Below are 23,473 nucleotides of genomic sequence, written 5' to 3'. Positions count from 1 at the left end.
TGGCGTGTTTCGTTCAGATCAGAGAAAGGTGGAAAGGTGCGGAGAATTTGCCGATATGGGCGACACATGCCGTAGTCGTTACCGTCGCGCGCTGTGCGCGAAAAAAAAGCGGCTGCTCGAGCCGCTTTCGTGTTGTGTCGTCGTTGCGCGCAGGCCGTGCGCGGACCGCGGCGCTTACACGCTGAAGCGGTTCAACGTGTACGCCCGATAAGCGGCGACGAACGCGTCGAACGATCCGACTTCCTCGCGCTCGAGCTTGGCCTGTTCTTCGAGCGACTGCGCGGCGAGATCGGCAAACTCCTTGGCAACACCCGCCTCCAGCGGACGCGCGCGGAAATGCGCGGCGTGTGCTTCGCTCTGCTCCAGACCGAACTGGAGAAAGCTCTGCTGCTTGTCGCGCATGGTCTGCAACACCCGCGCCGACGGCGTCAGCGACGCATCGGCCAGCTTCGCGCGTTGCACCGCCACGGAGCGGGCGTGCGCGTCGCCGCCGTGCAGCGCGTCGAGTGCGGCTGCCGCTGCGTCGATCTTGACGAATAGTTCGTCGGCCCATTCGCTCATCGCAATGACGCTGCCGTCGCGCGTGAGTTCGAGGCCGGGCTTGCGCCCCTCGGTCGTTACGCGTGCGAAGTTCTGATTGGCCTCGCAGTATGCAGGCGGCGGCAGCGGCGCGCTCTCGTCGAGCGCGCACACGAGCAGATAGGCGTCGAGAAAGCGCGACGTTTCGAGCGAAATGCCGACCGGCTCGAACGGATCGATGTCCATGCAGCGCACCTCGACGTATTGCACGCCGCGCGCCGCGAGCGCGTGCAGCGGACGCTCGCCCGGATGCGTCACGCGCTTCGGACGGATGGTCGAGTAGAACTCGTTTTCGATCTGCAGCACGTTCGTGTTGATCTGCACCCACTCGCCGTCGCGCTGCGTGCCGATGGCCTCGTACGCGGGATACGGCTGGCTCACGGCCTTGGCGAGCGCGTCGAGATAACCGGGCAGCGTGTCGTAGTCGGCATGCAGCGCCGCCTGGGCGGTGGTGTTCGAGTAGCCGAGATCGCTCATGCGCAGGCTCGTCGCATAAGGCCGGTACAACGTGTCGGCGTCGAAGGTTTCAAGCGTATGTTTGCGCTCGCGCAAGAAGCGGCGATCGAGCGCAGGCGACGCGCCGAACAGGTACATCAACAGCCAGTTGGTGCGGCGGAAGTTGCGGATCAACGCGAGGTAACGCTCAGACTGGAAGTCGACGGCGCTCGCGGTGGATTCCTGGTCGGCATGCAAGAGCCGCCACACCTCTTCGTTCAGCGAATAGTTGTAGTGGATGCCCGCAATGCACTGCATGGTGCGGCCGTAGCGTAGCGCGAGGCCGATGCGGTACACGTACTTCAGTTTGCCGATGTTGGAGGTGCCGTAGTCGGCGATCGGAATGCCTTCGTCCGTGTCGGGAAGCAGGCCCGGCATCGAGTTATTCCACAGAATCTCGTCGCCGAGTTTTGCATAGACGAAACGATGCAGCGTGTCGAGCTTCTCGAGCGTGAGCGCGACGTCGTGCTCGGCCGGCGTGATCAGTTCGAGCAGCGCTTCGGAATAGTCGGTAGTCAGCGAAGGATGCGTGAGCGCCGAACCGAGCGCGCGCGGATGCGGCGTCAGCGCGAGCCGGCCTTCGTGCGTCACGCGCAGGCTTTCTCTTTCTATGCCGCGCAGGCCGCGCAGCAGCGCGTCGCGCTGCGGGCCCGAAGTCAGCACGGACAGGCGGTGCAAGAACGCGTCGGTCGTGCGGGATGAGGTCGTGTTTGGCATTGATGCGAGTCGGGCGTTGTCGGCCGCCATGTGCCGCTTCGCGGCTTGCCTGCAGCTGCTTACGGTCGACAACGTTCGGCGGAATTTTCAGTAGCGGGCACTTTAACATCTCGCCACGGCGCCTGCTTGAGGCCGCCTCGGTGGCCCCTTTCAGCCTATCCGCTCTGCTGTTTGCACGCCGCAAGCGCCATTTTGGCCCCACGGTCTCCAGGCTTATTGCCGCGTATTTCAGGCTTGCGCGGCCACCCTCCTAGCCGCCGCGCGCGGCCCCGGCGCGGTCCGCCACCTCGTTCCACAGATGCATCGCGGCGTAGGCGCGCCACGGGCGCCAGCCGTCGGTGCGCGTGCGCTGCTGCGTGGGCCGCACGAGCGACGGATCGCGCGCGCAGATCGACTGCATCAGCACCAGGTCCCACGCCGGCCACGCGTCGGGATCGCGCCACGCGCGCATTGCCACGTATTCGACCGTCCACGGGCCGATGCCCGGCAGCGCGAGCAATGCGGCGCGCAGGCTATCCGTGTCGATGCCGGCGCTGTCGAGCGGCACATCGCCGCTCGCGACGGCGCGGGCGAAGCCTTGCAGCGCCGCGACGCGTTTGCCCGGCATGCCGATTTGCGCGAGATCGACAGTAGCGAGTGCCTTGGGCGTCGGAAAGCGCCATGCCGTGTTCTCATGCGCATGCCCTTCGATGCGCTCGCCCGCACGCTGCACCAGCCGACCGATGATGGTGGTTGCACCCTTCACGCTGATCTGCTGACCGACAATGGCGCGCACCACCAGTTCGAAACCGGACCATGCCCCCGGCACACGCAAGCCGGGCGCCGCCTCGATCAGCGGCGCAAGCCACGGGTCCGCGGCAAGCGCGGCGCCGATTTTCCTCGGATCGGCATGCAGGTCGAACATCTTCGCAATGGGCGCGGCAAGCGCGTCGGCATGACGGCTCACCGGGCCTTCGATGCTCGCCACGAGACACCGCTTACGCGGATGCCGACGCACGCTGAGCGTGCCGCTTTCGCCGGACCATTCGATCGCGCGGCGATAGGCGTCGTCTTCGACGGTTTCGACGCCGGGTGTCGCGCGCCCACGGAAAAAGCGCAGCAGGCGCGGCCAGTCGAATGGCGTCTTGTAGGGAAGTTCAAGAGTTGCGACGTCGTCGAGCGTGCTCACGCGGCGTGGTCCAGGTTGGTGGCAAGGATTGGATCAGAAGGCGTTTCGGGGCTGCCGGTTTCGTCGGCGGAAACGGGGCGCGCATGCCGTGCCTCGTTCTCCAGCAGCGCGGCCTTGCGCGGCAGGCCCCAACGGTAGCCGGCCAACGCCCCGCCCTTTTGCACCACGCGATGACAGGGAATGGCAAGCGCAACCGGATTCGTCGCACACGCGCTTGCCACGGCGCGCACGGCGCGCGGTGCGCCGACCGCCTCGGCAATCTCGGTGTAGCTGCGCGTCTCGCCGTACGGAATGCCTCGCAGCGCCTGCCAGACCCGCTGCCGGAAGGCCGTGGCGGCAACGTCGAGCGGCAGGTCGAACTGCTGACGCGTGCCGCGCAGGTAAGCGTCGATCTGCACGATGAACGGTGCCAGCCGGTGGCCATCTTCCACGAGGCCCGCGTTGGCGAACTCGCTGCGCAGTTCGTCGACGAGCAATGCGGCGGCGTCGCCGAAACCGATCTTGCAGATGCCCTTGTCGGTCGCGGCCACCAGCACGAAGCCGAGCGGCGTGGGCGCACTTGCGTAGCGTACCGTGAGCCCCGCGCCCTTGCGGCGATAGTCGGACGGCGCCATGCCCAGTTCCGCCGGTGCGCTGTCGTACATCCGCGAAGGCGAGTTGAAGCCGGCGTCGAGCGTGGCGCGCGTGACGTCCGCGCCGCTCCTGAGCGCGTCGCGCAATGCGGCGCCGCGCCGCGCGGCCTGGTATTCGCGCGGCGATACGCCTACCACCCGTTTGAAGATCCGCTGCAAATGAAACGGGCTCAGATGCACGGCGTCGCTCAGTTGCGCGAGCGTGAGACGCTGCTGCGGATCGGCGTCGAGGGCGGTGCACGCGCGCTTCACGATTTCGAGTTCGCGCGGCAAGCCGCCCGGCTGACAGCGCTTGCAATCGCGAAAACCGGCGGCGCGGGCCGCGGCGGCATCGGCGAAAAAGGCGACGTTCTCCCGACGGGGCTGGCGCGACGCGCACGACGGGCGGCAAAACACGCCCGTGGTCTTCACGCCGTAGAAGAAGGCGCCGTCCGCCAGCGGATCGCGGCGGGCGACGGCTTCCCAGCGCTCGTCGTCGGAATGGCAGGCAGGCTGGCTGGCGCTCGTGTCGGCTTCGGCGGGATGGCGGGTGCGGTTCATGACGGTTCCTGAACAGTGCTTGCGATGCTCATCAATGTAGGCCGTGTCCCGCCACAGTACGCTCCGGTTCTTGCGGTGTCATTGCGCTTTCTCGTACGCTGCGGGCGCCCGGCGCGCCCGCCAGACCCACGTTTTGCCTCAAGTTGTGGCAAATTTCCACGATATCGGGTTTTCCCCTAAAAAGTTATTGCGTCGCACCAACCCCATGTGTATATTAGTACCTGTCTCCTCCATGTCTCCTCCTGATATGGATTCAGCCCGCTCCACATAGAGCGGGCTTTTTTTCGTCTGTACGTTCTGTGTGGCCGGATCGGCGCGCCCGCATCGTGCTGCGTCCACGCCCGCCTCGCTTTCTCCTACACTGGCTGTTCACCGTCAGAAGCCGGTCATCGGAGGTGTTCCTATGAAGATCCATATTCGCGAGATCGATCACGTGGTGATCCGGGCCGCGAACGCCGCGGCGCTGGCGCGGTTTTACTGTGACGTGCTTGGCTGCACGCTGGAAAAGGAACAGCGCGAACTCGGTCTGACGCAATTGCGGGCCGGGCGCTCGCTAATCGACCTGCTGCAGGTGGGGGCGAAACTGGACCGCCCGGAAAACGGTGCGCCGGGCGCGGCTCGTAACATGGATCATGTGTGCCTGCGCGTCGAACCGTTCGACGCCGATGCGCTCAGGGCGCATCTGGCGGCACACGGCGCGCGGCTCGACGAAGAAGGCGTGCGTTACGGCGCGGACGGCTACGGGCCGTCGCTGTACCTGTTCGATCCGGAAGGCAACATGGTCGAGCTGAAAGGACCGCCGCAGGCGGCTCACGCGACGTCGCTCTGAACGTCGCAAGCCTGCCCGCCCGTAGCTCAGGCGTTCGCGGGCGCCTTCAACACGGTCCACTCGATCTTCACCGCGTCGGCTTCGGCGCTGCCGAGCCACGCTTCGCCGTCCTGCACGGTGCATTGCAGGCGCATGGTGCGCTCTGCGAGCGAGCCCAGTTCGGCGGCTACGTTTTCGCCGAGCGACCAGACCGTCACGTTGCGCATGCGCTCGACCTTATTGCGCACGCCCTGCCACCAGATGTCCGAAGTCCGGCCGCCATACGCAATCACAATGACCTCGTTGGAACGGCCGCTCGCTTTGGCGATGCGCCGCTCGTCGGGCTGCCCGACTTCAATCCAGGTGTCGATGGCGCCCGTCAGGTCCTTTTGCCACAGATCCGGCTCGTCGACGTCCGACAAACCCTTGCAGAACTCGAGGCGTTCCTGCGCGAACAGCGCGAACGCGGCGACGCGCACCATCATCCGTTCGTCGGTTTCCGACGGGTGACGGGCGATGGTGAGCGAATGATCGGCGTAATAGTGCCGGTCCATGTTGGCGATCTGTAGTTCCGCCTTGTAAATCGTCGATTTGAGAGCCATGCCGTTGCTGAACCAGACGCTCGCCCCACCGGAGCGAACAGAAAATGAGTCGTCGACAGCGCGTTGCCGTCTTCCGTGTTTGTTGTACATTTTGCGTCCCTCCCGCGCCGACAGCCGGCCATCTCATGAACGGGAAGAAGCATTTATCGAGCCACGGCTGCCTCCGAAGGCGTGCCGTACACCTCGCCGGCAGCCTCGCGCAGCGCTTCGAGCACCACTGAGGCCGCTGGCGACAGCAAGTGCGACTGGCGCGTGATGATACCGAAAGTGTCCATCCTGCACGGTAACTCGATCGGCAGACGTTTCAACACGCCGTACTGTTGGTACTGACCCGCCACTTCGTTCGGCAACACGGCCAGCATGTCGCTCTGAAGCAGCAAGCTGGAAATCGCCAGGAAGTTGTTGGTGTTCACGACGTTTTGCGGCGGATTCAGCCCGATCTGCGAAAACATCAGATCGAAACGATGCCGCAGCACGCTGCCCGGCGGATGCAGTACCCAGCTCGCATTGACGATGCCGCGCAAGGTCAGGCCGGTTTCGTTCTCGAGCGGATGACCGGGCCGCGCGACCACGCAAAGCGGTTCGTCGGCGAGCGGTTCATAACGGACTTCGGTCTTGAACTGGTTCTGCCGCTCCAGCACGCGGCCGATCATGATGTCGAGCTCGCCTTCGGCGAGCCGCGGCAGCATGACGTCGGAGGTTTCGACTTCCGCCCACATCTGCAATTGCGGATAGCGCTCCTTCACGCTGGCAATCGCGCGCGGCACCATGGTTGCCGCCGCCGCCGCAATCACGCCGATCCGCACCTGCCCGGCGAGCCCTGCCCGCAGCGCCGAGATTTCGTCGTGCGCGTGGCTCAGATTGGACAGCACCATGCGCGCGTGGCGGATCATCACCTCGCCGTATAGCGTTGCATGCATACCGTGCGGCGTGCGGTCGAACAGGCTCACGCCCAGCATGTCTTCCAGTTCCTTGAGCAGCCGCGAGGCCGCCGGCTGCGTCATGCCGAGCACGTCGGCGGCGCGCCGCACGTTGCCTTCCTCCTCCATTGCGGCGAGCAGCAGCAATTGCCGCGTTTTCAGCCGCGCACGCACGAACCAGTTCGAGTAGCTACGCGTCATCGCCTGTCTCCAACGTCTTTGTCGTTGGCTCCATCATGCCATACCGGAATTGTTATCGGGGTAGCCGAAAAAGGGATTGGAAAGTTATTGCGCCCGCTCATACCATTCGTGGACTTTCAGGCTTCTCATATGGCGCCATTCCGTCGATGAACCGCGATCCGCTCGTCCCGCTCGTTGCCAGCCCGCTGCGCCATTACATCAATGGCGGCTGGGAAACGGGCGCGACCACCGGCGTGTCGCTCAATCCGTCGGACTTTGACGACATCGTCGGGGAATATGTCCGGGCCGACGTGCGGCAGACCGACAGCGCGATCGAGGCGGCCAACGCCGCTTTCGGCGAATGGTCGCTGAGCTCGGGCCAGCGTCGCGCGGACGCGCTCGACGCAATCGGCAGCGAAATGCTCGCGCGCCGCGACGAACTCGGCCGGCTGCTGGCGCGCGAGGTCGGCAAGACCTTGCCCGAGGCGCTGGCCGAAGCCACGCGCGCAGGCCAAACCTTCAAGCTGTTCGCCGCCGATGCGCAGCGCGCGTACTCGGAGCCGGTCGCCTCGTCCCGCGCCGGTGTCGAGATCGACATGACGCGCGAACCGCTCGGCGTGGTCGGCATCATCGCGCCCTGGAGCGCGCCGCTCGCCACGGCCGCCGCAAAAATCGGCGCGGCGCTTGCGCATGGCAATTGCGTCGTGTTCAAACCGGCCGAGTCCACGCCCGCTTGCGCGGCGGCGCTGGCGTCCATTGTGAGCCGCGTGGGCTTGCCGGCCGGCGTGTTCAATCTGGTGATGGGCAGCGGCCGGCAGGTCGGCGCGCGGATCGTCGCGCATCCGCTCGTAGCCGGTATCAGTTTCAGCGGTTCGGCGGAAACCGGCACACGCGTGCTGCAAGCCGCCGCAGCCCGCCAGGCGCGCGTGCAACTGGAGATGGGCGGCAAGAACCCGTTCGTCGTGCTGGCCGACGCCGATCTCGACATAGCCGTGGATGCCGCGTTGACCGGCGCCTACGGCTCGACCGGCCAGCGCAGCACGGCGGCGGCGCGGCTGATCGTCGAACGCGCGCTGTACGAGCCGTTTATCGACGCCTTGCGGGCGAAGCTCGCCAAACTCACCGTCGACCATGCGCTCAAGCACGGCACCGACATGGGTCCGGTCGCGAACGCCGCGCAGCTCGAGCGCAATCTCGACTACCTCCGGATCGCGGCGCAGGAAGGCGCGCAACTACTGCATGGCGGCCGGCGGCTCGAACGCACGACGCGCGGTTACTTCTTCGAGCCGGCGCTGTTTGCGGGCGAAGCCGAGCACCGTATTGCCCGCGAGGAAATTTTTGGCCCGCTCGCCGTCGTGCTGCGTGCCGACGATTACGAACACGCGTTGCATCTCGCGAACGACACCGCCTATGGCCTGTGCGCCGGCATCTGCACGCGCTCGCTTTCGCGGGCGCGGCATTTTCGCCGCCACGTGCATGCCGGTCTCGTCACGATCAATCTTCCAACCACGGCGGTCGAGCATCACGCGCCCGCCAGCGGCCGCAAGGCGTCCGCGTACGGCTCGACGGACGCCGCATTCTGGACCGCCGTGAAAACGGCTTACGTGGCGGGTTGATCGTGAGAATTCGCACGCGTATGGCCGCCGCAGGCCCCGATTCGCTGAACTGCTTTGTACGCCCCGGCTAACGCCGTGTATCGCCTCGCTGCACACAAACGAAATCAATGCAGCTTTTCAACCTCAGGAGACAGACATGACCAGCAAGCTTCGCCGTTTGACGCTGACCGCAATTGCGGCGGCCACCCTTGCCGCGCCCTTCGCGATGCAGCTTTCCGCGCACGCCGACCAGCCGCTCAAGGTCGGCTTCCTCGTGAAGATGCCGGAACAGGCATGGTTCATCAACGAACAGAAAGCGGCGACCGCGCTGGGTCAGAAGGACGGCTTTTCGGTGGTGAACATCGGCACGCCGGACGGCGAAAAAGTGCTGTCCGCCATCGACAATCTCGGCGCGCAAGGCGCGAAGGGCTTCGTGATCTGCGCGCCCGACGTGCGCCTCGGACCCGCGATCCAGGCGCGAGCCAAGCGCTACAACATGAAGTTCGTGACCGTCGACGACCAACTGGTCGATTCGACCGGCAAGCCGCTCGCCAATGTGCCGCACCTGGGCATGTCCGCCTTCAAGATCGGCAACCAGGTCGGTCAGGCGATCAGCGACGAAATGAAGCGCCGCGGCTGGAAGCCGGAAGAAGTCGGCGCGCTGCGCATCACGAACTACGAACTGCCGACCGCGAAGCTGCGCACCGACGGCGCGACGCAAACGCTGCTCGCCGGCGGCTTCAAGAAAGAGAACATTTTCGACGCCCCGCAAAAGACGACCGACGACGAAGGCGGCTTCAACGCCTCGTCGCCGGTGCTCGCGCAGCATCCGAACATCAAGAAGTGGGTGATTTTCGCGCTGAACGAGGAAAGCGTGCTGGGCGGCGTGCGCGCTACCGAGCAGTTGCATATTCCGGCGGCGGACGTGATCGGCGTCGGCATCAACGGGGCGGGCGAAGCCTTTGCCGAATTCCAGAAGAAGGAGCCGACCGGCTTCTACGGCACGATCGCCGTGAGCTCGACGATGCATGGCCGCGAAAGCACGGAGAACCTCGTCGAGTGGATCAAGAGCGGCAAGCAGCCGCCTGCCGACACGCAAACCACCGGCAAGCTGATGGTTCGCAGCAACTGGCAGGACGTGCGCAAGGAACTCGGCATCTAAGCCCGGTTCGACTTCCGCACGCGGCGGGTCGCGCCGCGCTTCTCTCCCCGCTTCTCGCCTTTCGCGTGAAGCGGGGGCGGCCCGCACCGTTGTCCACCACTGAGGTTTTTTCGATGATGTCTTCCCATACTGCGTCTTCCGCTGGCAATGCCGAGGCGGTGCCAGCGCCTTCGTCTGCGCTCGCCTCCACCGAGCCGTACCTGCAACTGGACGGCATCACCGTGCGCTTTCCCGGCGTGCTCGCGCTCGACCAGGTGTCGCTCGAAGTGCGGCGCGGCGAAGTGCACGGACTGATGGGCGAGAACGGCGCGGGCAAATCGACGCTGCTCAAGGTGCTCTCGGGCGTGAATCAGCCAGCGGCGGGCACGCTGTCGCTCGGCGGCGTCGAGCAGCAGTTCACGACGACAAAGGCGGCCATTGCAGCGGGCGTTGCGATCATCTATCAGGAATTGCATCTGGTTCCGGAGCTGACGGTCGCGGAAAATCTGATGCTGGGCGCGCTGCCCAATCGCTTCGGGGTACTGGACGAAAAAGCGCTGGTTGCGCGCGCGGTGCGTGAACTCGAACGGCTCGGCGAGAAGATCGACCCGTCGCAGCAGGTGAAGAATCTGTCCATTGGCCAGCGGCAGATGATCGAGATCGGCAAGGCGCTGATGCGCGACGCGCGCGTGATTGCATTCGACGAACCGACCAGTTCCCTATCGTCGCGCGAGACCACGCAACTGTTCCGGATCATCCGCGCATTGCGCGCCGAAGGCCGCGCGATCATTTACGTCACGCATCGCATGGACGAGGTCTATGAGTTGTGCGACCGCGTAACCGTGTTCCGCGACGGCCGCCGCATCGACACGTTCGACGCGGGTGCCGGGCTCGACCGCGACCGCCTGATCAGCTGCATGGTGGGCCGCTCGATTGCCGACGTGTACGGCTATCGCACGCGCGAACTCGGCGACGTGCAACTTGACGTGAAGGGACTCATGGGCCTTGGGCTGCGTGAACCCGCCACCTTCTCCGCGCGCAAGGGCGAGATTGTCGGTTTCTTCGGGCTAGTGGGCGCGGGGCGCTCCGAGTTGATGAAGCTCATCTACGGCGCGGTCAAGCCGACGGCCGGCGACATCATGCTCAAAGGCAAGCCTGTGCGTTTCGCCACGCCGCGCGATGCAGTGCGCGCGGGCGTCGCGCTGTGTCCCGAAGACCGCAAGCAGGAAGGCATTGTTTCGATCGCTTCGGTATCGGACAACCTCAATATCAGTTGCCGCCGGCATTTCAGCCGCTTCAACGTGCTCAACGGCCGCAAGGAAGCGCAGACCGCGAAGGAGTTCATCGGCAAGCTCGCCATCAAGACGCGCAACGGCGAGACGCCGATCGGCACGCTGTCGGGCGGCAATCAGCAGAAGGTCATTCTGTCGCGCTGGCTCGCGGAACAGATCGACGTGTTTCTGATGGACGAGCCCACGCGCGGCATCGACGTGGGCGCGCGCAGCGAAATTTACGGGCTGCTGTACGGGCTTGCTGAAGCGGGCCGCACGGTGATCGTCGTGTCGAGCGATCTGGCGGAAGTGATCGGCGTGACGGATCGCGTGATCGTGATGAAGGAAGGACGGCTTGTCGGCGATCTGCCGAAAGCGCAGGCCACGCCCGATGCGCTCATCAAACTAGCCCTGCCCCGCTAGAGCCGCGCGCTCGCCTCACGGTCGGAACAACGCAACAGAACGCACACACAGAAGTAAGCACCAGAAAGCACGCAGCTGGAAACACGAAACTGAATCGCGTCGCTGACAAAAACAGCGGCATTGAAACGGAACACACACCATGAACACACCTTCAACCGAATCCTCCACGCCGGCCGTCGCATCGGCGGGCCTGAGCGCGCGCGCAGCGCGCACGTGGGATCTGATCAACAAGTCCGGCATCGTGATGGTGTTCATCATTCTGTTCGCGGTGCTGTCGTTCACCGTGCCGGACTTCCTGAGTTCACGAAACATTCAGGGCCTGCTGCTTTCCGTCACGCTGATCGGCTCGATCTCCGTGACGATGATGTTCGTGCTCGCGCTTGGCGAAGTCGATCTGTCGGTCGCGTCGATCGTGGCCTTTGCGGGCGTGGTGGCGTCGACATTGATTACGGCGACCCATAGCGTGCTGCTCGGCGTGGCCGCGGGCGTGCTCGCGGGCGGCGCAGTCGGGCTCGTGAACGGCGTGCTGGTCGCGCGCTACAAGATCAACTCGCTGATCGTCACGCTCGCAATGATGGAAGTCGTGCGCGGCCTTGCCTACATCACCTCGAGCGGCGACGCAGTGATGATTTCGGAAGAACGATTCTTCGACCTGGGCGGCGGCTCGTTTCTCGGCATTTCGTATCCGATCTGGAGCAACATCATCGGCTTCGTGCTGTTCGGCTTTCTGCTGAAAAAGACCGTGTTCGGCAAGAACGTGCTGGCGGTCGGCGGCAATAGCGAAGCGGCGCTGCTCGCGGGTCTGCCCGTCACGCGCATCAAGATCACGGTGTTCGTCCTGCAAGGTCTCGTCACGGGCTTTGCGGGCGTGATGCTTGCGTCGCGCATGAGTCTAGGCGATCCCAAAACGTCGGTCGGCCTCGAGCTCGGTGTGATTTCCGCGTGCGTGCTCGGCGGCGTGTCGCTGACGGGTGGCGTCGCGACGATTTCCGGTGTGCTGGTCGGCGTGCTGATCATGGGCTCGGTGCAGGACGCGATGAGCCTCATGAACGTGCCGACGTTCTATCAATACCTGATTCGCGGCGGGATTCTGCTGCTTGCGGTGCTGTTCGACCAGTTTCGCCGCAGCAAGCGCGTGCACTGACAGGCGCCCCGCTTCTACACGTTTGCCAACAGGAGATTTCATGGCTGATTCCAACCAGACTAAAAAGCCGCTGCGCAGCCAGGCGTGGTTCGGCCTCAAGGACCGCGACGGCTTTCTGCATCGCTCGTGGATGAAAAACCAGGGCATTCCGCACGACGAATTCGACGGACGCCCGGTTATCGGCATCTGCAATACGTGGTCGGAACTCACGCCTTGCAACGCGCATTTCCGCGAGCTCGCCGAGTATGTGAAAAAAGGCGTGCACGAAGCAGGCGGTTTGCCGCTCGAGTTTCCGGTGATGTCGCTCGGGGAAACGAATTTGCGGCCCACGGCCATGTTGTTTCGCAACCTCGCTTCAATGGATGTGGAGGAATCGATCCGCGGCAATCCGATGGATGGCGTGATTCTGCTGGTCGGCTGCGACAAGACCACACCCGCACTGCTGATGGGCGCGGCGTCGTGCAATCTGCCCGCGCTCGCGGTATCGGGCGGGCCGATGCTGAACGGACGCTTTCGCGGCAAGCACATCGGCTCGGGCACCGGCGTCTGGCAGATGTCCGAGGAAGTGCGCGCCGGTACCATGACGCAGGAGGAATTCACCGAGGCTGAGTCGTGCATGAACCGCTCGCGCGGCCATTGCATGACGATGGGCACGGCTTCGACGATGGCCTCGATGGTCGAATCGCTCGGCATGGGCTTGCCGCACAACGCGGCGATTCCCGCCGTCGACGCGCGCCGTCAGGTGCTCGCGCACCTGGCCGGCCGGCGCATTGTCGACATGGTTCGCGAGGACCTGACGATGGACAAGATTCTCACGCGCCAGGCATTCGAAAACGCGATCCGCACGAACGCGGCGATTGGCGGTTCGACGAACGCGGTCGTGCATCTGATCGCGCTCGCCAAGCGGATTGGCGTGGAGCTTTCGCTGGACGACTGGGAGCTCGGCTCGAACGTGCCGTGTCTCGTGAATCTGCAGCCGTCGGGCGAATACCTGATGGAAGACTTCTACTATGCAGGCGGTTTGCCGGCAGTGCTGAAGCAACTCGGCGAGCAGGGTCTGCTGCACCGCGAGGCGCTCACGGTGAACGGAAAGACCATCTGGGACAACGTGCGCAACGCGCAGAATTACGACGAGAAGGTCATCACCCGATTCGAAGAGCCGTTCAAGCCGAAGGCGGGCATCGCGGTTCTCAAGGGCAATCTGGCGCCGAACGGCGCAGTGATCAAACCCTCGGCCGCCACTGCGGAACTGCTCCAGCATCGCGGCCGTGCGGTGGTGTTCGAGAACATCGAGGAACTGCACGCGAAGATAGACGACGAGTCGCTCGACATCGACGAAAACTGCATCATGGTGCTCAAGGGCGCGGGGCCGAAGGGTTATCCGGGTTTTGCGGAAGTGGGCAACATGCCGTTGCCGAAGAAGGTGTTGCAAAAAGGCATTACGGACATGGTGCGCATTTCCGATGGACGCATGAGCGGCACGGCGTACGGCGCAGTGGTGCTGCACGTGTCGCCCGAGGCAGCCGCGGGCGGCCCGCTTGCGCTCGTGCAGACCGGCGACATGATCGAACTCGACGTGCAAGCGCGGCGCCTGCACCTGGAAGTAAGCGACGAGGAACTCGAGCGCCGGCGCGCCGCATGGCAGGCTCCCGAGTCGCCCAAGCGCGGCTATTACAAACTCTATGTAGAGCACGTGTTGCAGGCCGACCAGGGTGCGGATCTGGACTTCCTCGTCGGATCGAGCGGCGCGCCGGTGCCGCGCGATTCTCACTGAACGGCGTGAGCGAATCGACGAGATAAACGGTGTTTTCTGCGCTTTGCGAGAAGGCGTACTGCCGATGCGGATCACATGCCGCATCGGTTTTTTTCGCTTTTATCGACTTGCGCAATACGCCGGCCGAAAACGAAAAAATCGGCCCGACACATCAATAACAGTGTCCCGCCGATTTTTAATTGCAAGCTCACCGTCTCCGGTTTTTCAGGCCAGAGAATCAGCTAATGCACGCTGCGTTCCGGCGCTTTGCCGGAACGTCATTGCACCGGTGTGCCGGAAAAGCCCTATTGCTTGATAAACCGATCGTTCGCCCAAAGGCCTTGCGTATCGCTATTGCTCGCATTCACGAACTCGAAGTCGTGACCGACCACGCGCACGACGCGGAAGCTCGAATTCTCCGGCGTGGAAACGCATTGGTAGCCGGAGAAGAATTCCTGCATCTTCTGCTGTTCACCCGCCTGCGCGTGCTGATTGACGGCGTCGAGTTTGTCCTTGGACAAACAGCCGTATGCGTTGGCCTTGAACTGAATGGTTTGCTGCGGCTTGATCACGACGTCTTGCGCCTGAACGGTTGCGGCAGCCAGACTTGCAATGGCGAAAACAAGGGCGAGTCGAGTTTTCATAGTTCCTCCGGTGCGGGCCAAATGCTCAGGTTAGCTATGTATTTAACTCCATCGTCTAACCCGCACCTTGCACTCTAGGAGAACGGCGAAGAACAACAAGCACATCTTGTGTGCGGTTGCAACAGCGGCGAATTGTCGCACTGGGCGCCGCACCTGCCTAAGCCTTAGGCAGCGCTATAAAGCGGGCAAACTAACACGGATAACTAAACGACTAGTACCGTTCGGCGCTTTCACCAGTAAGCGTTTGCCGGCCGCATTAGCGTAAACGCGATATTCGATTTAAGCGATTTACTACAACTGTCGGCGTGCTTGGTGCGTTGCACACAAAGTCATGCGCATAACCGGCTCGTGACGACGAAATAACACGGCAGTTGCAGAAAACAAATAATGCCAGCGTTGCTTGCGCTATACAGCGAGCGTAATGCGCGGATGGTGCGCAGTGCGGGTACGTGCGGTGCTCTAGAATGAAATCAATGCTCGCGCAAACGGAGGCCGCCGTGATCGAGAACGTGATTCTGGGCGTTTTTCTCGTTCTACCGCTAATCATCGTCGCGTTTCTTTTCTCCGACGAATTGTGGCAGGAACATCGCCATTTGCACGACATGCGGCCCATGCACGCCAAGCCGCGGCGGCTCGACTGGCGTCATCCGTTGCGGCGGTCGCGGCACAGGCTGTAAGCGGCGCCGTGCCCCTTCGTCAACGTGCGACGTGGGGCGCGCCGCGCCTTAGCAGCGCGGCCCGTCAATTGGCCTGCCAGCTGGCCAGCCAACTGGCCCGTCAGTCGGCGCGCCAATGGGCGCGAATGCGTTTGGCGAGCGCTTCGAGCGTGTCCGCGTCGGCGACCTCGCGTGCGTGCATGTGCAACGGCTGACCTTCCCAGCGCGGAATGATATGAAAGTGCACGTGCGGCACCGTCTGGCCCGCCGCCGCGCCGTTGAACTGGCCGATGAACACGCCGTCCGGGCGCAAGGCAGCGCGCACGGCGATGGCGAGCTTCTGCGTCATGCGTATGCACGCGACCGTCGCCGCGTCCGACAGATCGAATATTTCCGCGGCGGCCTCCTTCGGTACCACGAGCAGATGTCCGTCGGCTTGCGGCATCAGGTCCATGAAGGCGAGCGCCGCATCGTTTTCCGCGACTTTGATACACGGTAGTTCGCCACGCAGAATCTTCACGAACGGATTGCTGTCGTCATACTTCATCGCTTTTTCTCCGGTTGGGTCATCGCAATTCTGCCTTGCGCGCCGGGTTGGCGGCGGATGCGTGCGTCCCGCTGCGGGCGGCTGACCGTGCCGATGGCGACGCTTTGGATCCGGGAGGTGCAGAGTAAAAATTCTGATAAATATTCAAATTACAGAACAAACAGGCTATCCGGCGGCCGCTTGCCAAGCAAAAGAGATGCTCATTTTGCGGATCCGCAAGTACCATTGACTCACTCGATCCTGAGCAGAACGTGTCGATGCGGGAGTGGTGCCATGACGGATTTATCCAGCGGTAAAGAGCAATTGCGGTCTTTGCACGGCGAACGCGCCGCGGCGGCAGTGGACGCCGATCCGCAGGAAACCGCCGAGTGGCTGGAGGCGCTGGACGCTGTAGTCGAACACGTAGGCCGCGAGCGCGCGCAGTTTCTCTTCGACAGGCTGGCGAGCCATGCCGCCTCGCTCGGCGTCGAATCCACGCGCACCAACGTCACGCCATACCGCAACACGATTTCGGCAGAAGAGCAGCCGCGCTATCCGGGCAATCTCGAACTCGAGGAGCGGCTTGCTGCCGCACTGCGCTGGAACGCGCTGGCGATGGTAGTGCGCGCGAACAAGGCGTATGGCGAACTCGGCGGACATATCGCGAGCTACGCATCGGCGGCGGATCTGTTCGAGGTCGGCTTCAACCATTTCTTCCGGGCGTCGGCACCGGGCGCCAGCGAGCGAGCAGGCGAGGGCAGCGGCGATCTGGTGTACTTCCAGCCGCACTCGTCGCCGGGTGTGTATGCACGGGCGTATCTGGAAGGCTTCCTGTCGGAAGAGAACCTGCAGCACTACCGCCGGGAGATCAGCGGGCCCGGCCTGTGTTCGTATCCGCATCCGTGGCTGATGCCGGATTTCTGGCAGTTTCCCACTGGCTCGATGGGCATTGGTCCGATCAACGCGATTTACCAGGCGCGCTTCATGCGCTACCTCGCGAATCGCGGCCTCGCGCAAACCGAAGGGCGCAAGGTGTGGGGCTTTTTCGGCGACGGCGAGATGGACGAGCCGGAGTCGACCGGCGCTTTGTCACTGGCCGCGCGCGAAGGGCTCGACAACCTCGTGTTCGTGATCAACTGCAACTTGCAGCGTCTGGACGGCCCGGTGCGCAGCAACGGCCGCATCATCGACGAACTGGAGGCGCATTTCACGGGCGCCGGCTGGAATGTCATCAAGGTGATCTGGGGTTCGGACTGGGACGCGCTGTTCGCGCGCGATAGCAGCGGTGCGTTGCTGCGCGCATTCGCGCATACCGTCGACGGCCAGTTCCAGACCTTCTCGGCCAACGACGGCGCCTATAACCGCGAGCGCTTCTTCGGCCAGAACGCCGAACTGACCGCGCTCGCCGCGCAATTGAGCGACGGCGATATCGACCGCCTGAAGCGCGGCGGCCACGACGTGCGCAAGCTGCACGCCGCTTATGCGAAGGCGCTCGAGCATCGCGGCCAACCCACCGTGATTCTCGCGAAGACCATGAAGGGCTTCGGCATGGGTACGGCCGGGCAGGGCCGCATGACCACGCATCAGCAGAAGAAGCTCGATTACGACGACCTGAAGGCGTTTCGCGACCGCTTCCGCCTGCCGCTCACGGATGCTGACGTCGAACAGCTGAAGTTTTACAAACCCGCGGAAGACAGCCCCGAGATGCAATACCTGCATGCTCGCCGGGCTGCTCTCGGAGGCTATCTGCCCAGAAGGCGGAGAGTTGCATCGCAGGGGCTGATCGTCCCTCCGATGTCCTCCTGGAGCCAATTCGCGCTGGAATCCAACGGCCGCGAGATGTCCACGACCATGGCCCTTGTGCGCATGTTGACGGCGCTCCTGAAAGACGCCGCAGTGGGGCCGCGCATCGTGCCGATCGTCGCCGACGAGGCGCGCACCTTCGGCATGGCCAACATGTTCCGGCAGGTCGGCATCTACTCGCCGCTCGGCCAGTTGTACGAGCCAGAGGATCTTGGCTCCATGCTCTATTACCGTGAGGACACGCAAGGGCAGATTCTGGAGGAGGGGATCTCGGAGGCGGGCGCGGTGTCGTCGTGGATCGCGGCCGCCACGTCGTACAGCGTGCACGATCTGCCCATGTTGCCGTTCTACATCTACTACTCGATGTTCGGCTTTCAGCGTATCGGCGACCTCATCTGGGCGGCGGCGGACCAGCGCGCTCGCGGCTTTCTGATCGGCGCGACTTCGGGCAAGACGACGCTCGGCGGCGAGGGCTTGCAGCATCAGGACGGCTCGAGCCACCTGGCGGCATCGACCATTCCGAACTGCCGGGCGTACGACCCCGCGTTCGCTTATGAAGTAGCGGTAATCGTCGACGAAGGCATGCGCGAGATGGTCGAGCGTCAGCGCGACATGTTCTATTACGTGACGGTGATGAACGAGAACTACCCTCAGCCTGGCGCCCCGGGCGGCGACTTGGGCGCCGTGCGCGAAGGCATTCTCAAGGGCATCTACGCGCTGTCCGCGCATGCCGGGGAGAGGGCGGCGGCACAGGTCCAGTTGCTCGGGTCCGGAGCGATTCTCGGCGAGGTCATCGCGGCGCAGCGCATGCTCGAAGAGGACTGGCAGATCGCCGCGGCCGTGTGGAGCGTGACGAGCTTCAGCGAATTGCAGCGCGACGGCATGGCGGCGGAGCGCCTCGCGCGCTACGGAGAGCCGTCGGCGCAAGCTCCGTACGTGACGCAAGTACTCGGCAACTCGCAAGGGCCGATTGTCGCCGCTACCGATTATGTGCGCGCCGTGCCGGAGCTGATTCGGGCGTACGTGCCTCGCCGGTATGTGACGCTCGGCACCGACGGCTTCGGCCGCAGCGATACCCGTGCGGCGCTGCGCGAGTTCTTTGAGGTCGATCGCAAGGCTGTGGTGCTGGCCGCGCTGAAAGCGCTGGCGGACGACGGCGCGATTCATCCGCAAGTGTTGAGCGATGCGCGGCGCAAGTACTACGGCGATGCGCCGGTGCAGGCGGCGTCCTGGCAACGGTGAGCCGCGGCGGGCGCCCGCGGCGGCAGACCGGCCCCGCGACGTTGCCCGTGCCGGTTACACGGGTAATGTGCCGTTACCACTTGCAGCATCTATTTCTGCGCGCGTCGCCGACAATTCGTTCCATGCCTGAACGGCGGGAGCGAAAAATGAAAAAGTTAGCAGTGGCTTTGGTGATGGCGGGCAGCTTGAGCGTCGCCGGACAAGCGTCGGCTCATGGCCATGACGGCGGTAATGTGGTCGGCGCGCTGATCGGCGGCGCCGTGCTCGGTGCGGTGGTCACGTCAATATTGAATCCGGCGCCGGTGGTGGCCTATCAGCAGCCCGTGTATGCGCAACCTGTGTACGCGCAGCCGGCTTATCAACCGGCGCCGGCATACTCCGGCCCGCCGCCGGGCTACTGCTATGACCAGTACCAGCGCGCGTATGTCGCGTGTGAAGCGCCGCCGCGCCAGTACGAATATGCGGACCCCGCGCCCAGGTGGTAAGCCGCGCGCCATGACCGTGCATTGCAGACAGAAAGGCCGTCGCTCGCCGCGACGGCCTTTCTGTTTGGGGCGCCGCCTTGCGTTGCCGCTCAGTGCCTGTGATGCAGCCACTCCGCGTAATGCGTATCGAGCCAGCGCTCGAGTTTTTGCGGCCCCGCCTTCTGGTGATAGCGGGACGCCGCCCAGATTGCCACGCCGACCAGCAGCATGACGGTCGGCCCAAGCAGGTAAGCGATCAACGATTCGGACATGGCAGCCTCCGTGGAAAGGTTGCATCGTTGCTCCAGTGTAGGCGATCCATTGCAGGAGAAAAGTGCTGCGTTAAGCGGCCGCATGGCGTGGCGCGTTGGAGCGGTGTGCGGTGTTTTAGTAACCTTATGAACGCATCGCCTTTTAAGGTGAATACAGAGGTTCGCAAGGCGAGGTCTTAGTTCTGTGTACCTAAAATAAGAGCGCTGCGTGACGGCTTCGTCGCGCTCCGAGCTTCGCCAACGCTCAGTCGTCGCAGGTTGCTCCTGTCCGCGCTGCGTCAAGCTGGGCGCCCACATAGTCCGCCCAGCTCTGCGCGATTCGCCGCTGTTCGCTCGCATTGCTTTGCGCCTCGCCTCGCGACGCGCTTTGTCGCGTTTGCGCTGAGGTTTTGTCCTCTTGTGCGTGCCGCGCCATTTCACGCAGATGAGTCGACGCGGTCCGCCGGAAGTCATGCAGAACAAAATGCTCGACCGCGAGGCCAAGCGCCTTCACCGCCTGGTTGAGTGTGCTTTTCGCGATGGGCCGGTCGTCGCCTCGAACGCTCGGAAAGACAAATCTTGTGGTGGCACGCTGACGATGCAACTCACGCAGCAGCGCCACGGCTTGCCGCGACAGGTAGACAGAGCGGTCGGCCGTCTCTCTCAGGCGCGCAGCCGGAATACGCCACAACCCGTGGTCGAGATCGAATTCGTCCCACGTCGCTTCGACCAGATCGGACTTGCGCACCATGGTCAGCACCAGCAGATGCAGCGCGATCTTGAGCGGCCGGCGGATACTGGATGTTTCGATTGAATGCAGCGTCGTGCCGATCTCGTCGCCGGACAGCACGCGAGTGCGGCTCTCGAAGGTGGCGATGGAGCGCGCGGGCACCACTTCCGCCGGATTCGCCGTCGCGAGCTGCCGTGCGATCAGGTACTCGTAGAGGCGTTTGATCACGTTGCGCGTGTGCAGCGCCATTTTCGGGGAGCCGCGGCTTTTAATGCTGTCGCAGATAGCGACGACGTGCTCCGCTGTCACGCTCTTCACCGGCAGGCCGCCGATGGCGGGCAATATGTCCTTGTCGAGCGCGCGCCGCGTCGTGCGGCGATATTCGTCGGACTTTCCCGCCATTTCGGTGGCCATGTAGAGTTCGGCGGCTTCGCGCAGCAGGTCGGCTTTCGCTTCCGCGCCACGGTCGCGGCGCGCGGTTGCGACCGGCGAAATGCCTTGCGCGACCAGCTCCGCGTACTTCTGCGCTTTGGCGCGCGCGACTCGTAGCGAAATCATCCGGTAGTCGCCGATCGTCGCAAGCGGCTGGCGCTTGCCGTTCAGCGAATAGCGGAAGCGCCAGACCTTGGTGCCGGTCGTCATTACCTCGATCACGAGGCCGTTGCCGTCGGCGACGCTATAGCGGGTGGCGCGCGGTTGCAGTGCGCGGACCTGAGATTCGGTGAGAGGGACGGCTTGGCGGGGCATGCTCTGAGGGCTCGTAAGCGACAGCGCAAGTTTAAACTGCCGTGCTCTGTGTACCAAGAGATTTGGTTATTGTTGGTCCACAGCGGTGGCCTACGCGGCCTGGGCTGAAACCAAGAACGCGTATATGTACGGCCTTTATAAGGGGCCAAACGGTTCCGGCGCAGGTCCCCTACTTGCCGATACAGAACCTGCTGAAAATTACTCCGAGCAGATCATCCGAACTGAACTCGCCAGTAATTGAGTTGAGCTGGTCCTGCGCAAGCCGCAACTCCTCGGCGAAAAGATCCAGCGCCTGCGAGTTCTGGTCCGCGTGCGCGGCGGCGGTGGCGAGATGCTCCTGCGCGGCGCGCAGTGCGATCAGATGACGCTCGCGTGCAAGGTAGACGCTTTCCGCACCGGCCTGCCAGCCGGCGATACGCAGCAGTTCGTCGCGCAGCAGGCTCACTCCGTCGCCCTGTTTCGCCGACAAGCGCACTTCGCTGAGGTCGAGATCGACGTCGAGCGCGCGAGTCTGCGGCGGCAAGCCGACCAGATCGGTCTTGTTCAGCACTCGCACGACCGGCACGCCAGCGGGAAAGCGCTTGGCGATCGTTCCGTCCTCGGCGGTCATGCCGGTACGCGCGTCGAGCAGGTGCAGCACCACGTCGGCCCGCTCGATCTCGCTCCATGTGCGCGCGATGCCGATCTTCTCGACTTCGTCTTCCGTGTCGCGCAGGCCGGCGGTGTCGATCACATGAAGCGGAATGCCTTCTATCTGGATGGTCTGTGCGACCTTGTCGCGCGTGGTGCCCGCGATCGGCGTGACGATGGCGAGCTCGGCGCCCGCGAGCGCATTCAACAGCGACGACTTGCCGACATTCGGCTGCCCCGCGAGCACCACCGAAAGCCCCTCGCGCAGCAGCGCGCCCTGGCGCGCCTCGGCGAGCACGCTTGCGAGGCGCTCGCGGATGCGCGAGAGCTTGCCGCGGGCGTCGGCGGCTTCGAGAAAGTCGATCTCTTCTTCGGGGAAGTCGAGCGTGGCTTCCACCAGCATGCGCAGCGTGATCACTTCCTCGACCAGCGTGTGGATGTCCCGCGAAAACGCGCCGTCGAGCGAACGGCCCGCGGAGCGCGCAGCGGCTTCGGTGCTCGCCTCGATCAGGTCCGCAACCGCTTCTGCCTGCGCGAGGTCCAGCTTGTCGTTCAGAAACGCGCGGCGGGTGAACTCGCCGGGTTCGGCGAGCCGCAGACCGAATGCGCGTCCGGCGTCGATACAGCGTTGCAGCACGAGCTGCAGCACGACTGGGCCGCCGTGGCCTTGCAACTCGAGCACGTGCTCGCCGGTGTACGAATGCGGCGCGGGAAAGTACAGCGCGATGCCGCGATCAAGCGGGTTGCCGCTGCCGTCGAGAAACGGCACGTAGCTCGCGTGGCGAGGCGCGAGCGCCTGGCCGGTGAGCGCCTGCATTAGTGGCTGCGCGGCGGCCTCGCCTGCGCGGCCGAACGAAATCCGCACCACGCCGATGCCTCCCCGGCCGGGCGCGGTGGCAATGGCGACGATGGGATCGGAGTCGGTGGTCAGCATGTGGAGGGCGGCGAAATCGGAGGATTGGAGCAGGCCGTGCGCTCAGGCCCGCGGCGCCGGGCATTGTAACGCGGGGTCCGGCATCAGCTTGGCGGCGAACTGGTCGCGGATGCGCGCCCACTATTTTTGCGACCTACATAAGATTGATCCTAGACAAGCTAGGATTGTGATTGCGTCATTAGGACCGAGTGGCGTTCGGCGCGAGCTGTGAACCGCTGCAGCTCAAGCTCCGTAAGGAATTTTCGCAAAATTTGACATCCGGCGCGAGCGCTGATGTATCGGGCACATCAAGCTAAAATTATCTCAAATACGCTAAACATGAGCCTGTTCAGTTGTCAACTGGGAGGACGCAGAATTGCACAATCTGGCCCATGCCGACCCCCAAAGAAAAAGCCGCCTTCGCCAAGAGGCTGAAGGACAGCCTGGAGCCGCTGAAAATTCGCGGCGGGACCAAGCTCGCCGAGCAGTTCAATCTCCGCTATCGCGGCGACCGTCCTGTCACGCCGCAAACCGCTCACAAGTGGCTGACGGGCACGACGATTCCCAAGCCCGACAAGTTGCGCACGCTGGCGGAGTGGTTAAACGTGAAGGAGCATTGGCTTCACTATGGACCGTCGCCTGGCGCAAGCGCCCGGCCCATGGCCCGCGGCGAGAAATATCCGCCCTCGCAGGAGACCATCGAACTGGCTTCGAAGATCCAGTCTCTGACGCCGAAGGACCGGTTTCTCGTCGAAGAAATGGTGGTGCGCTTCTACGGTGAGGATACCGAAGAACAGTAACAGAGGTACTGTTTGCATCGCGAGGCAGACAAAAAAAGCCGCCCGGTTCGTCGAGCCGGGCGGCTTTGTATTTGCGGCTGGTGTTGGCGGCTGGCGCGG

At 63.9% G+C, this 23,473-nt stretch carries 20 protein-coding genes; 10 read left to right on the top strand and 10 right to left on the bottom strand.

The window, feature by feature from the left end; all coding sequences use genetic code 11:
• Positions 1-174: 174 nt before the first annotated feature.
• The 3 genes from gshA to ada all read right to left on the bottom strand — a co-directional run bounded on the left by gshA (position 175) and on the right by ada (position 4,131).
• Positions 175-1,791: a glutamate--cysteine ligase gene (gene gshA / locus F757_RS0105690; RefSeq protein ID WP_027210567.1), complete on the bottom strand. Its 1,617-nt coding sequence runs from the start codon at positions 1,789-1,791 to the stop codon at positions 175-177.
• Positions 1,792-2,041: 250 nt separating this feature from the next.
• Entirely contained in the window at positions 2,042-2,959 is a 918-nt protein-coding gene (locus F757_RS0105685; RefSeq protein WP_027210566.1) for a DNA-3-methyladenine glycosylase family protein, read from the bottom strand.
• Positions 2,956-4,131 (bottom strand): bifunctional DNA-binding transcriptional regulator/O6-methylguanine-DNA methyltransferase Ada, encoded by a 1,176-nt coding sequence (gene ada / locus F757_RS0105680; RefSeq protein ID WP_027210565.1) that lies wholly within the window; start codon positions 4,129-4,131, stop codon positions 2,956-2,958. Before ada ends, F757_RS0105685 begins: the two co-directional genes overlap by 4 nt.
• A 403-nt stretch (positions 4,132-4,534) precedes the next feature.
• Here ada and F757_RS0105675 point away from each other — a divergent pair, with 403 nt between their 5' ends.
• Positions 4,535-4,960: a VOC family protein gene (locus tag F757_RS0105675; RefSeq protein WP_027210564.1), complete on the top strand. Its 426-nt coding sequence runs from the start codon at positions 4,535-4,537 to the stop codon at positions 4,958-4,960.
• Between the two features lie 26 nt (positions 4,961-4,986).
• Here the strand turns inward: F757_RS0105675 and F757_RS0105670 are convergent, their stop codons facing one another.
• Both F757_RS0105670 and F757_RS0105665 read right to left on the bottom strand, forming a co-directional pair.
• Positions 4,987-5,541 (bottom strand): YaeQ family protein, encoded by a 555-nt coding sequence (locus tag F757_RS0105670; RefSeq protein WP_027210563.1) that lies wholly within the window; start codon positions 5,539-5,541, stop codon positions 4,987-4,989.
• Between the two features lie 143 nt (positions 5,542-5,684).
• The gene (locus F757_RS0105665; RefSeq protein ID WP_027210562.1) at positions 5,685-6,662 is read right to left on the bottom strand and encodes a LysR family transcriptional regulator; all 978 of its coding nucleotides are present in this window, start codon (positions 6,660-6,662) and stop codon (positions 5,685-5,687) included.
• A 146-nt stretch (positions 6,663-6,808) separates the two neighbouring features.
• Here F757_RS0105665 and F757_RS0105660 point away from each other — a divergent pair, with 146 nt between their 5' ends.
• The 5 genes from F757_RS0105660 (at position 6,809) to F757_RS0105635 (ending at position 13,989) form a co-directional block, all read left to right on the top strand.
• Complete coding sequence (locus F757_RS0105660) at positions 6,809-8,257, top strand: aldehyde dehydrogenase family protein (protein WP_027210561.1); 1,449 nt, start codon at positions 6,809-6,811, stop codon at positions 8,255-8,257.
• A gap of 136 nt (positions 8,258-8,393) precedes the next feature.
• Complete coding sequence (locus F757_RS33055) at positions 8,394-9,398, top strand: arabinose ABC transporter substrate-binding protein (protein ID WP_035466355.1); 1,005 nt, start codon at positions 8,394-8,396, stop codon at positions 9,396-9,398.
• A gap of 113 nt (positions 9,399-9,511) precedes the next feature.
• Complete coding sequence (gene araG, locus F757_RS0105645) at positions 9,512-11,071, top strand: L-arabinose ABC transporter ATP-binding protein AraG (RefSeq protein ID WP_027210709.1); 1,560 nt, start codon at positions 9,512-9,514, stop codon at positions 11,069-11,071.
• A gap of 139 nt (positions 11,072-11,210) precedes the next feature.
• The gene (gene araH / locus F757_RS0105640) at positions 11,211-12,215 is read left to right on the top strand and encodes an L-arabinose ABC transporter permease AraH (RefSeq protein ID WP_013340998.1); all 1,005 of its coding nucleotides are present in this window, start codon (positions 11,211-11,213) and stop codon (positions 12,213-12,215) included.
• A 40-nt stretch (positions 12,216-12,255) separates the two neighbouring features.
• Positions 12,256-13,989, top strand: coding sequence for an IlvD/Edd family dehydratase (locus F757_RS0105635; RefSeq protein ID WP_027210560.1), 1,734 nt, complete (start codon positions 12,256-12,258; stop codon positions 13,987-13,989).
• Between the two features lie 284 nt (positions 13,990-14,273).
• Here F757_RS0105635 and sap1 read toward each other — a convergent pair whose 3' ends face one another.
• Positions 14,274-14,612 carry a surface attachment protein Sap1 gene (gene sap1 / locus F757_RS0105630; RefSeq protein ID WP_013341000.1) on the bottom strand — a complete coding sequence of 113 codons (339 nt, stop codon included), beginning with the start codon at positions 14,610-14,612 and terminating at the stop codon, positions 14,274-14,276.
• Positions 14,613-15,076: 464 nt separating this feature from the next.
• Here sap1 and F757_RS0105625 point away from each other — a divergent pair, with 464 nt between their 5' ends.
• On the top strand, positions 15,077-15,289 hold the full coding sequence (locus F757_RS0105625) for a hypothetical protein (RefSeq protein WP_442856626.1): 213 nt from the start codon (positions 15,077-15,079) through the stop codon (positions 15,287-15,289).
• Between the two features lie 100 nt (positions 15,290-15,389).
• On the opposite strand, the gene F757_RS0105620 is transcribed toward F757_RS0105625, so the two are convergent.
• Positions 15,390-15,815, bottom strand: coding sequence for an HIT family protein (locus tag F757_RS0105620; protein WP_027210559.1), 426 nt, complete (start codon positions 15,813-15,815; stop codon positions 15,390-15,392).
• A gap of 273 nt (positions 15,816-16,088) precedes the next feature.
• Between F757_RS0105620 and mdeB the strand changes: the two genes are divergently transcribed.
• Together mdeB and F757_RS0105610 are read left to right on the top strand one after the other, a co-directional pair.
• Positions 16,089-18,839 carry an alpha-ketoglutarate dehydrogenase gene (gene mdeB / locus F757_RS0105615; protein ID WP_027210558.1) on the top strand — a complete coding sequence of 917 codons (2,751 nt, stop codon included), beginning with the start codon at positions 16,089-16,091 and terminating at the stop codon, positions 18,837-18,839.
• 146 nt (positions 18,840-18,985) lie between these two features.
• Entirely contained in the window at positions 18,986-19,324 is a 339-nt protein-coding gene (locus tag F757_RS0105610) for a hypothetical protein (protein WP_027210557.1), read from the top strand.
• Positions 19,325-19,413: 89 nt separating this feature from the next.
• On the opposite strand, the gene F757_RS36075 is transcribed toward F757_RS0105610, so the two are convergent.
• The 3 genes from F757_RS36075 to mnmE form a co-directional block, all read right to left on the bottom strand.
• The gene (locus F757_RS36075) at positions 19,414-19,575 is read right to left on the bottom strand and encodes a hypothetical protein (RefSeq protein WP_198021347.1); all 162 of its coding nucleotides are present in this window, start codon (positions 19,573-19,575) and stop codon (positions 19,414-19,416) included.
• Positions 19,576-19,819: 244 nt separating this feature from the next.
• Positions 19,820-21,031 (bottom strand): tyrosine-type recombinase/integrase, encoded by a 1,212-nt coding sequence (locus F757_RS0105600; protein WP_027210556.1) that lies wholly within the window; start codon positions 21,029-21,031, stop codon positions 19,820-19,822.
• 169 nt (positions 21,032-21,200) lie between these two features.
• A complete protein-coding gene (gene mnmE, locus F757_RS0105595) occupies positions 21,201-22,595 on the bottom strand; it encodes a tRNA uridine-5-carboxymethylaminomethyl(34) synthesis GTPase MnmE (protein ID WP_027210555.1) in 1,395 nt (464 codons plus the stop codon).
• Between the two features lie 371 nt (positions 22,596-22,966).
• Between mnmE and F757_RS0105590 the strand changes: the two genes are divergently transcribed.
• Positions 22,967-23,374 carry a transcriptional regulator gene (locus F757_RS0105590; protein ID WP_027210554.1) on the top strand — a complete coding sequence of 136 codons (408 nt, stop codon included), beginning with the start codon at positions 22,967-22,969 and terminating at the stop codon, positions 23,372-23,374.
• The last annotated feature ends 99 nt before the right edge of the window (positions 23,375-23,473 follow it).

The organism is Burkholderia sp. WSM2232 (assembly GCF_000472545.1).
GTDB lineage: Bacteria > Pseudomonadota > Gammaproteobacteria > Burkholderiales > Burkholderiaceae > Paraburkholderia.
The sequence above is the reverse complement of the archived record's forward strand: the minus strand, read 5'-3'. Positions and strand labels throughout refer to the sequence as shown.

What these genes read in the sequence shown, in the direction of transcription:
- gshA (WP_027210567.1), bottom strand. Translation starts at nt 1,791, where the DNA reads ATGCCAAACACGACCTCATCCCGCACGACCGACGCGTTCTTGCACCGC.
- ada (WP_027210565.1), bottom strand. Translation starts at nt 4,131, where the DNA reads ATGAACCGCACCCGCCATCCCGCCGAAGCCGACACGAGCGCCAGCCAG.
- F757_RS0105675 (WP_027210564.1), top strand. Translation starts at nt 4,535, where the DNA reads ATGAAGATCCATATTCGCGAGATCGATCACGTGGTGATCCGGGCCGCG.
- F757_RS0105670 (WP_027210563.1), bottom strand. Translation starts at nt 5,541, where the DNA reads ATGGCTCTCAAATCGACGATTTACAAGGCGGAACTACAGATCGCCAAC.
- F757_RS0105665 (WP_027210562.1), bottom strand. Translation starts at nt 6,662, where the DNA reads ATGACGCGTAGCTACTCGAACTGGTTCGTGCGTGCGCGGCTGAAAACG.
- F757_RS0105660 (WP_027210561.1), top strand. Translation starts at nt 6,809, where the DNA reads ATGAACCGCGATCCGCTCGTCCCGCTCGTTGCCAGCCCGCTGCGCCAT.
- F757_RS33055 (WP_035466355.1), top strand. Translation starts at nt 8,394, where the DNA reads ATGACCAGCAAGCTTCGCCGTTTGACGCTGACCGCAATTGCGGCGGCC.
- araG (WP_027210709.1), top strand. Translation starts at nt 9,512, where the DNA reads ATGATGTCTTCCCATACTGCGTCTTCCGCTGGCAATGCCGAGGCGGTG.
- araH (WP_013340998.1), top strand. Translation starts at nt 11,211, where the DNA reads ATGAACACACCTTCAACCGAATCCTCCACGCCGGCCGTCGCATCGGCG.
- F757_RS0105635 (WP_027210560.1), top strand. Translation starts at nt 12,256, where the DNA reads ATGGCTGATTCCAACCAGACTAAAAAGCCGCTGCGCAGCCAGGCGTGG.
- sap1 (WP_013341000.1), bottom strand. Translation starts at nt 14,612, where the DNA reads ATGAAAACTCGACTCGCCCTTGTTTTCGCCATTGCAAGTCTGGCTGCC.
- F757_RS0105625 (WP_442856626.1), top strand. Translation starts at nt 15,077, where the DNA reads ATGAAATCAATGCTCGCGCAAACGGAGGCCGCCGTGATCGAGAACGTG.
- F757_RS0105620 (WP_027210559.1), bottom strand. Translation starts at nt 15,815, where the DNA reads ATGAAGTATGACGACAGCAATCCGTTCGTGAAGATTCTGCGTGGCGAA.
- mdeB (WP_027210558.1), top strand. Translation starts at nt 16,089, where the DNA reads ATGACGGATTTATCCAGCGGTAAAGAGCAATTGCGGTCTTTGCACGGC.
- F757_RS0105610 (WP_027210557.1), top strand. Translation starts at nt 18,986, where the DNA reads ATGAAAAAGTTAGCAGTGGCTTTGGTGATGGCGGGCAGCTTGAGCGTC.
- F757_RS36075 (WP_198021347.1), bottom strand. Translation starts at nt 19,575, where the DNA reads ATGTCCGAATCGTTGATCGCTTACCTGCTTGGGCCGACCGTCATGCTG.
- F757_RS0105600 (WP_027210556.1), bottom strand. Translation starts at nt 21,031, where the DNA reads ATGCCCCGCCAAGCCGTCCCTCTCACCGAATCTCAGGTCCGCGCACTG.
- mnmE (WP_027210555.1), bottom strand. Translation starts at nt 22,595, where the DNA reads ATGCTGACCACCGACTCCGATCCCATCGTCGCCATTGCCACCGCGCCC.
- F757_RS0105590 (WP_027210554.1), top strand. Translation starts at nt 22,967, where the DNA reads ATGCCGACCCCCAAAGAAAAAGCCGCCTTCGCCAAGAGGCTGAAGGAC.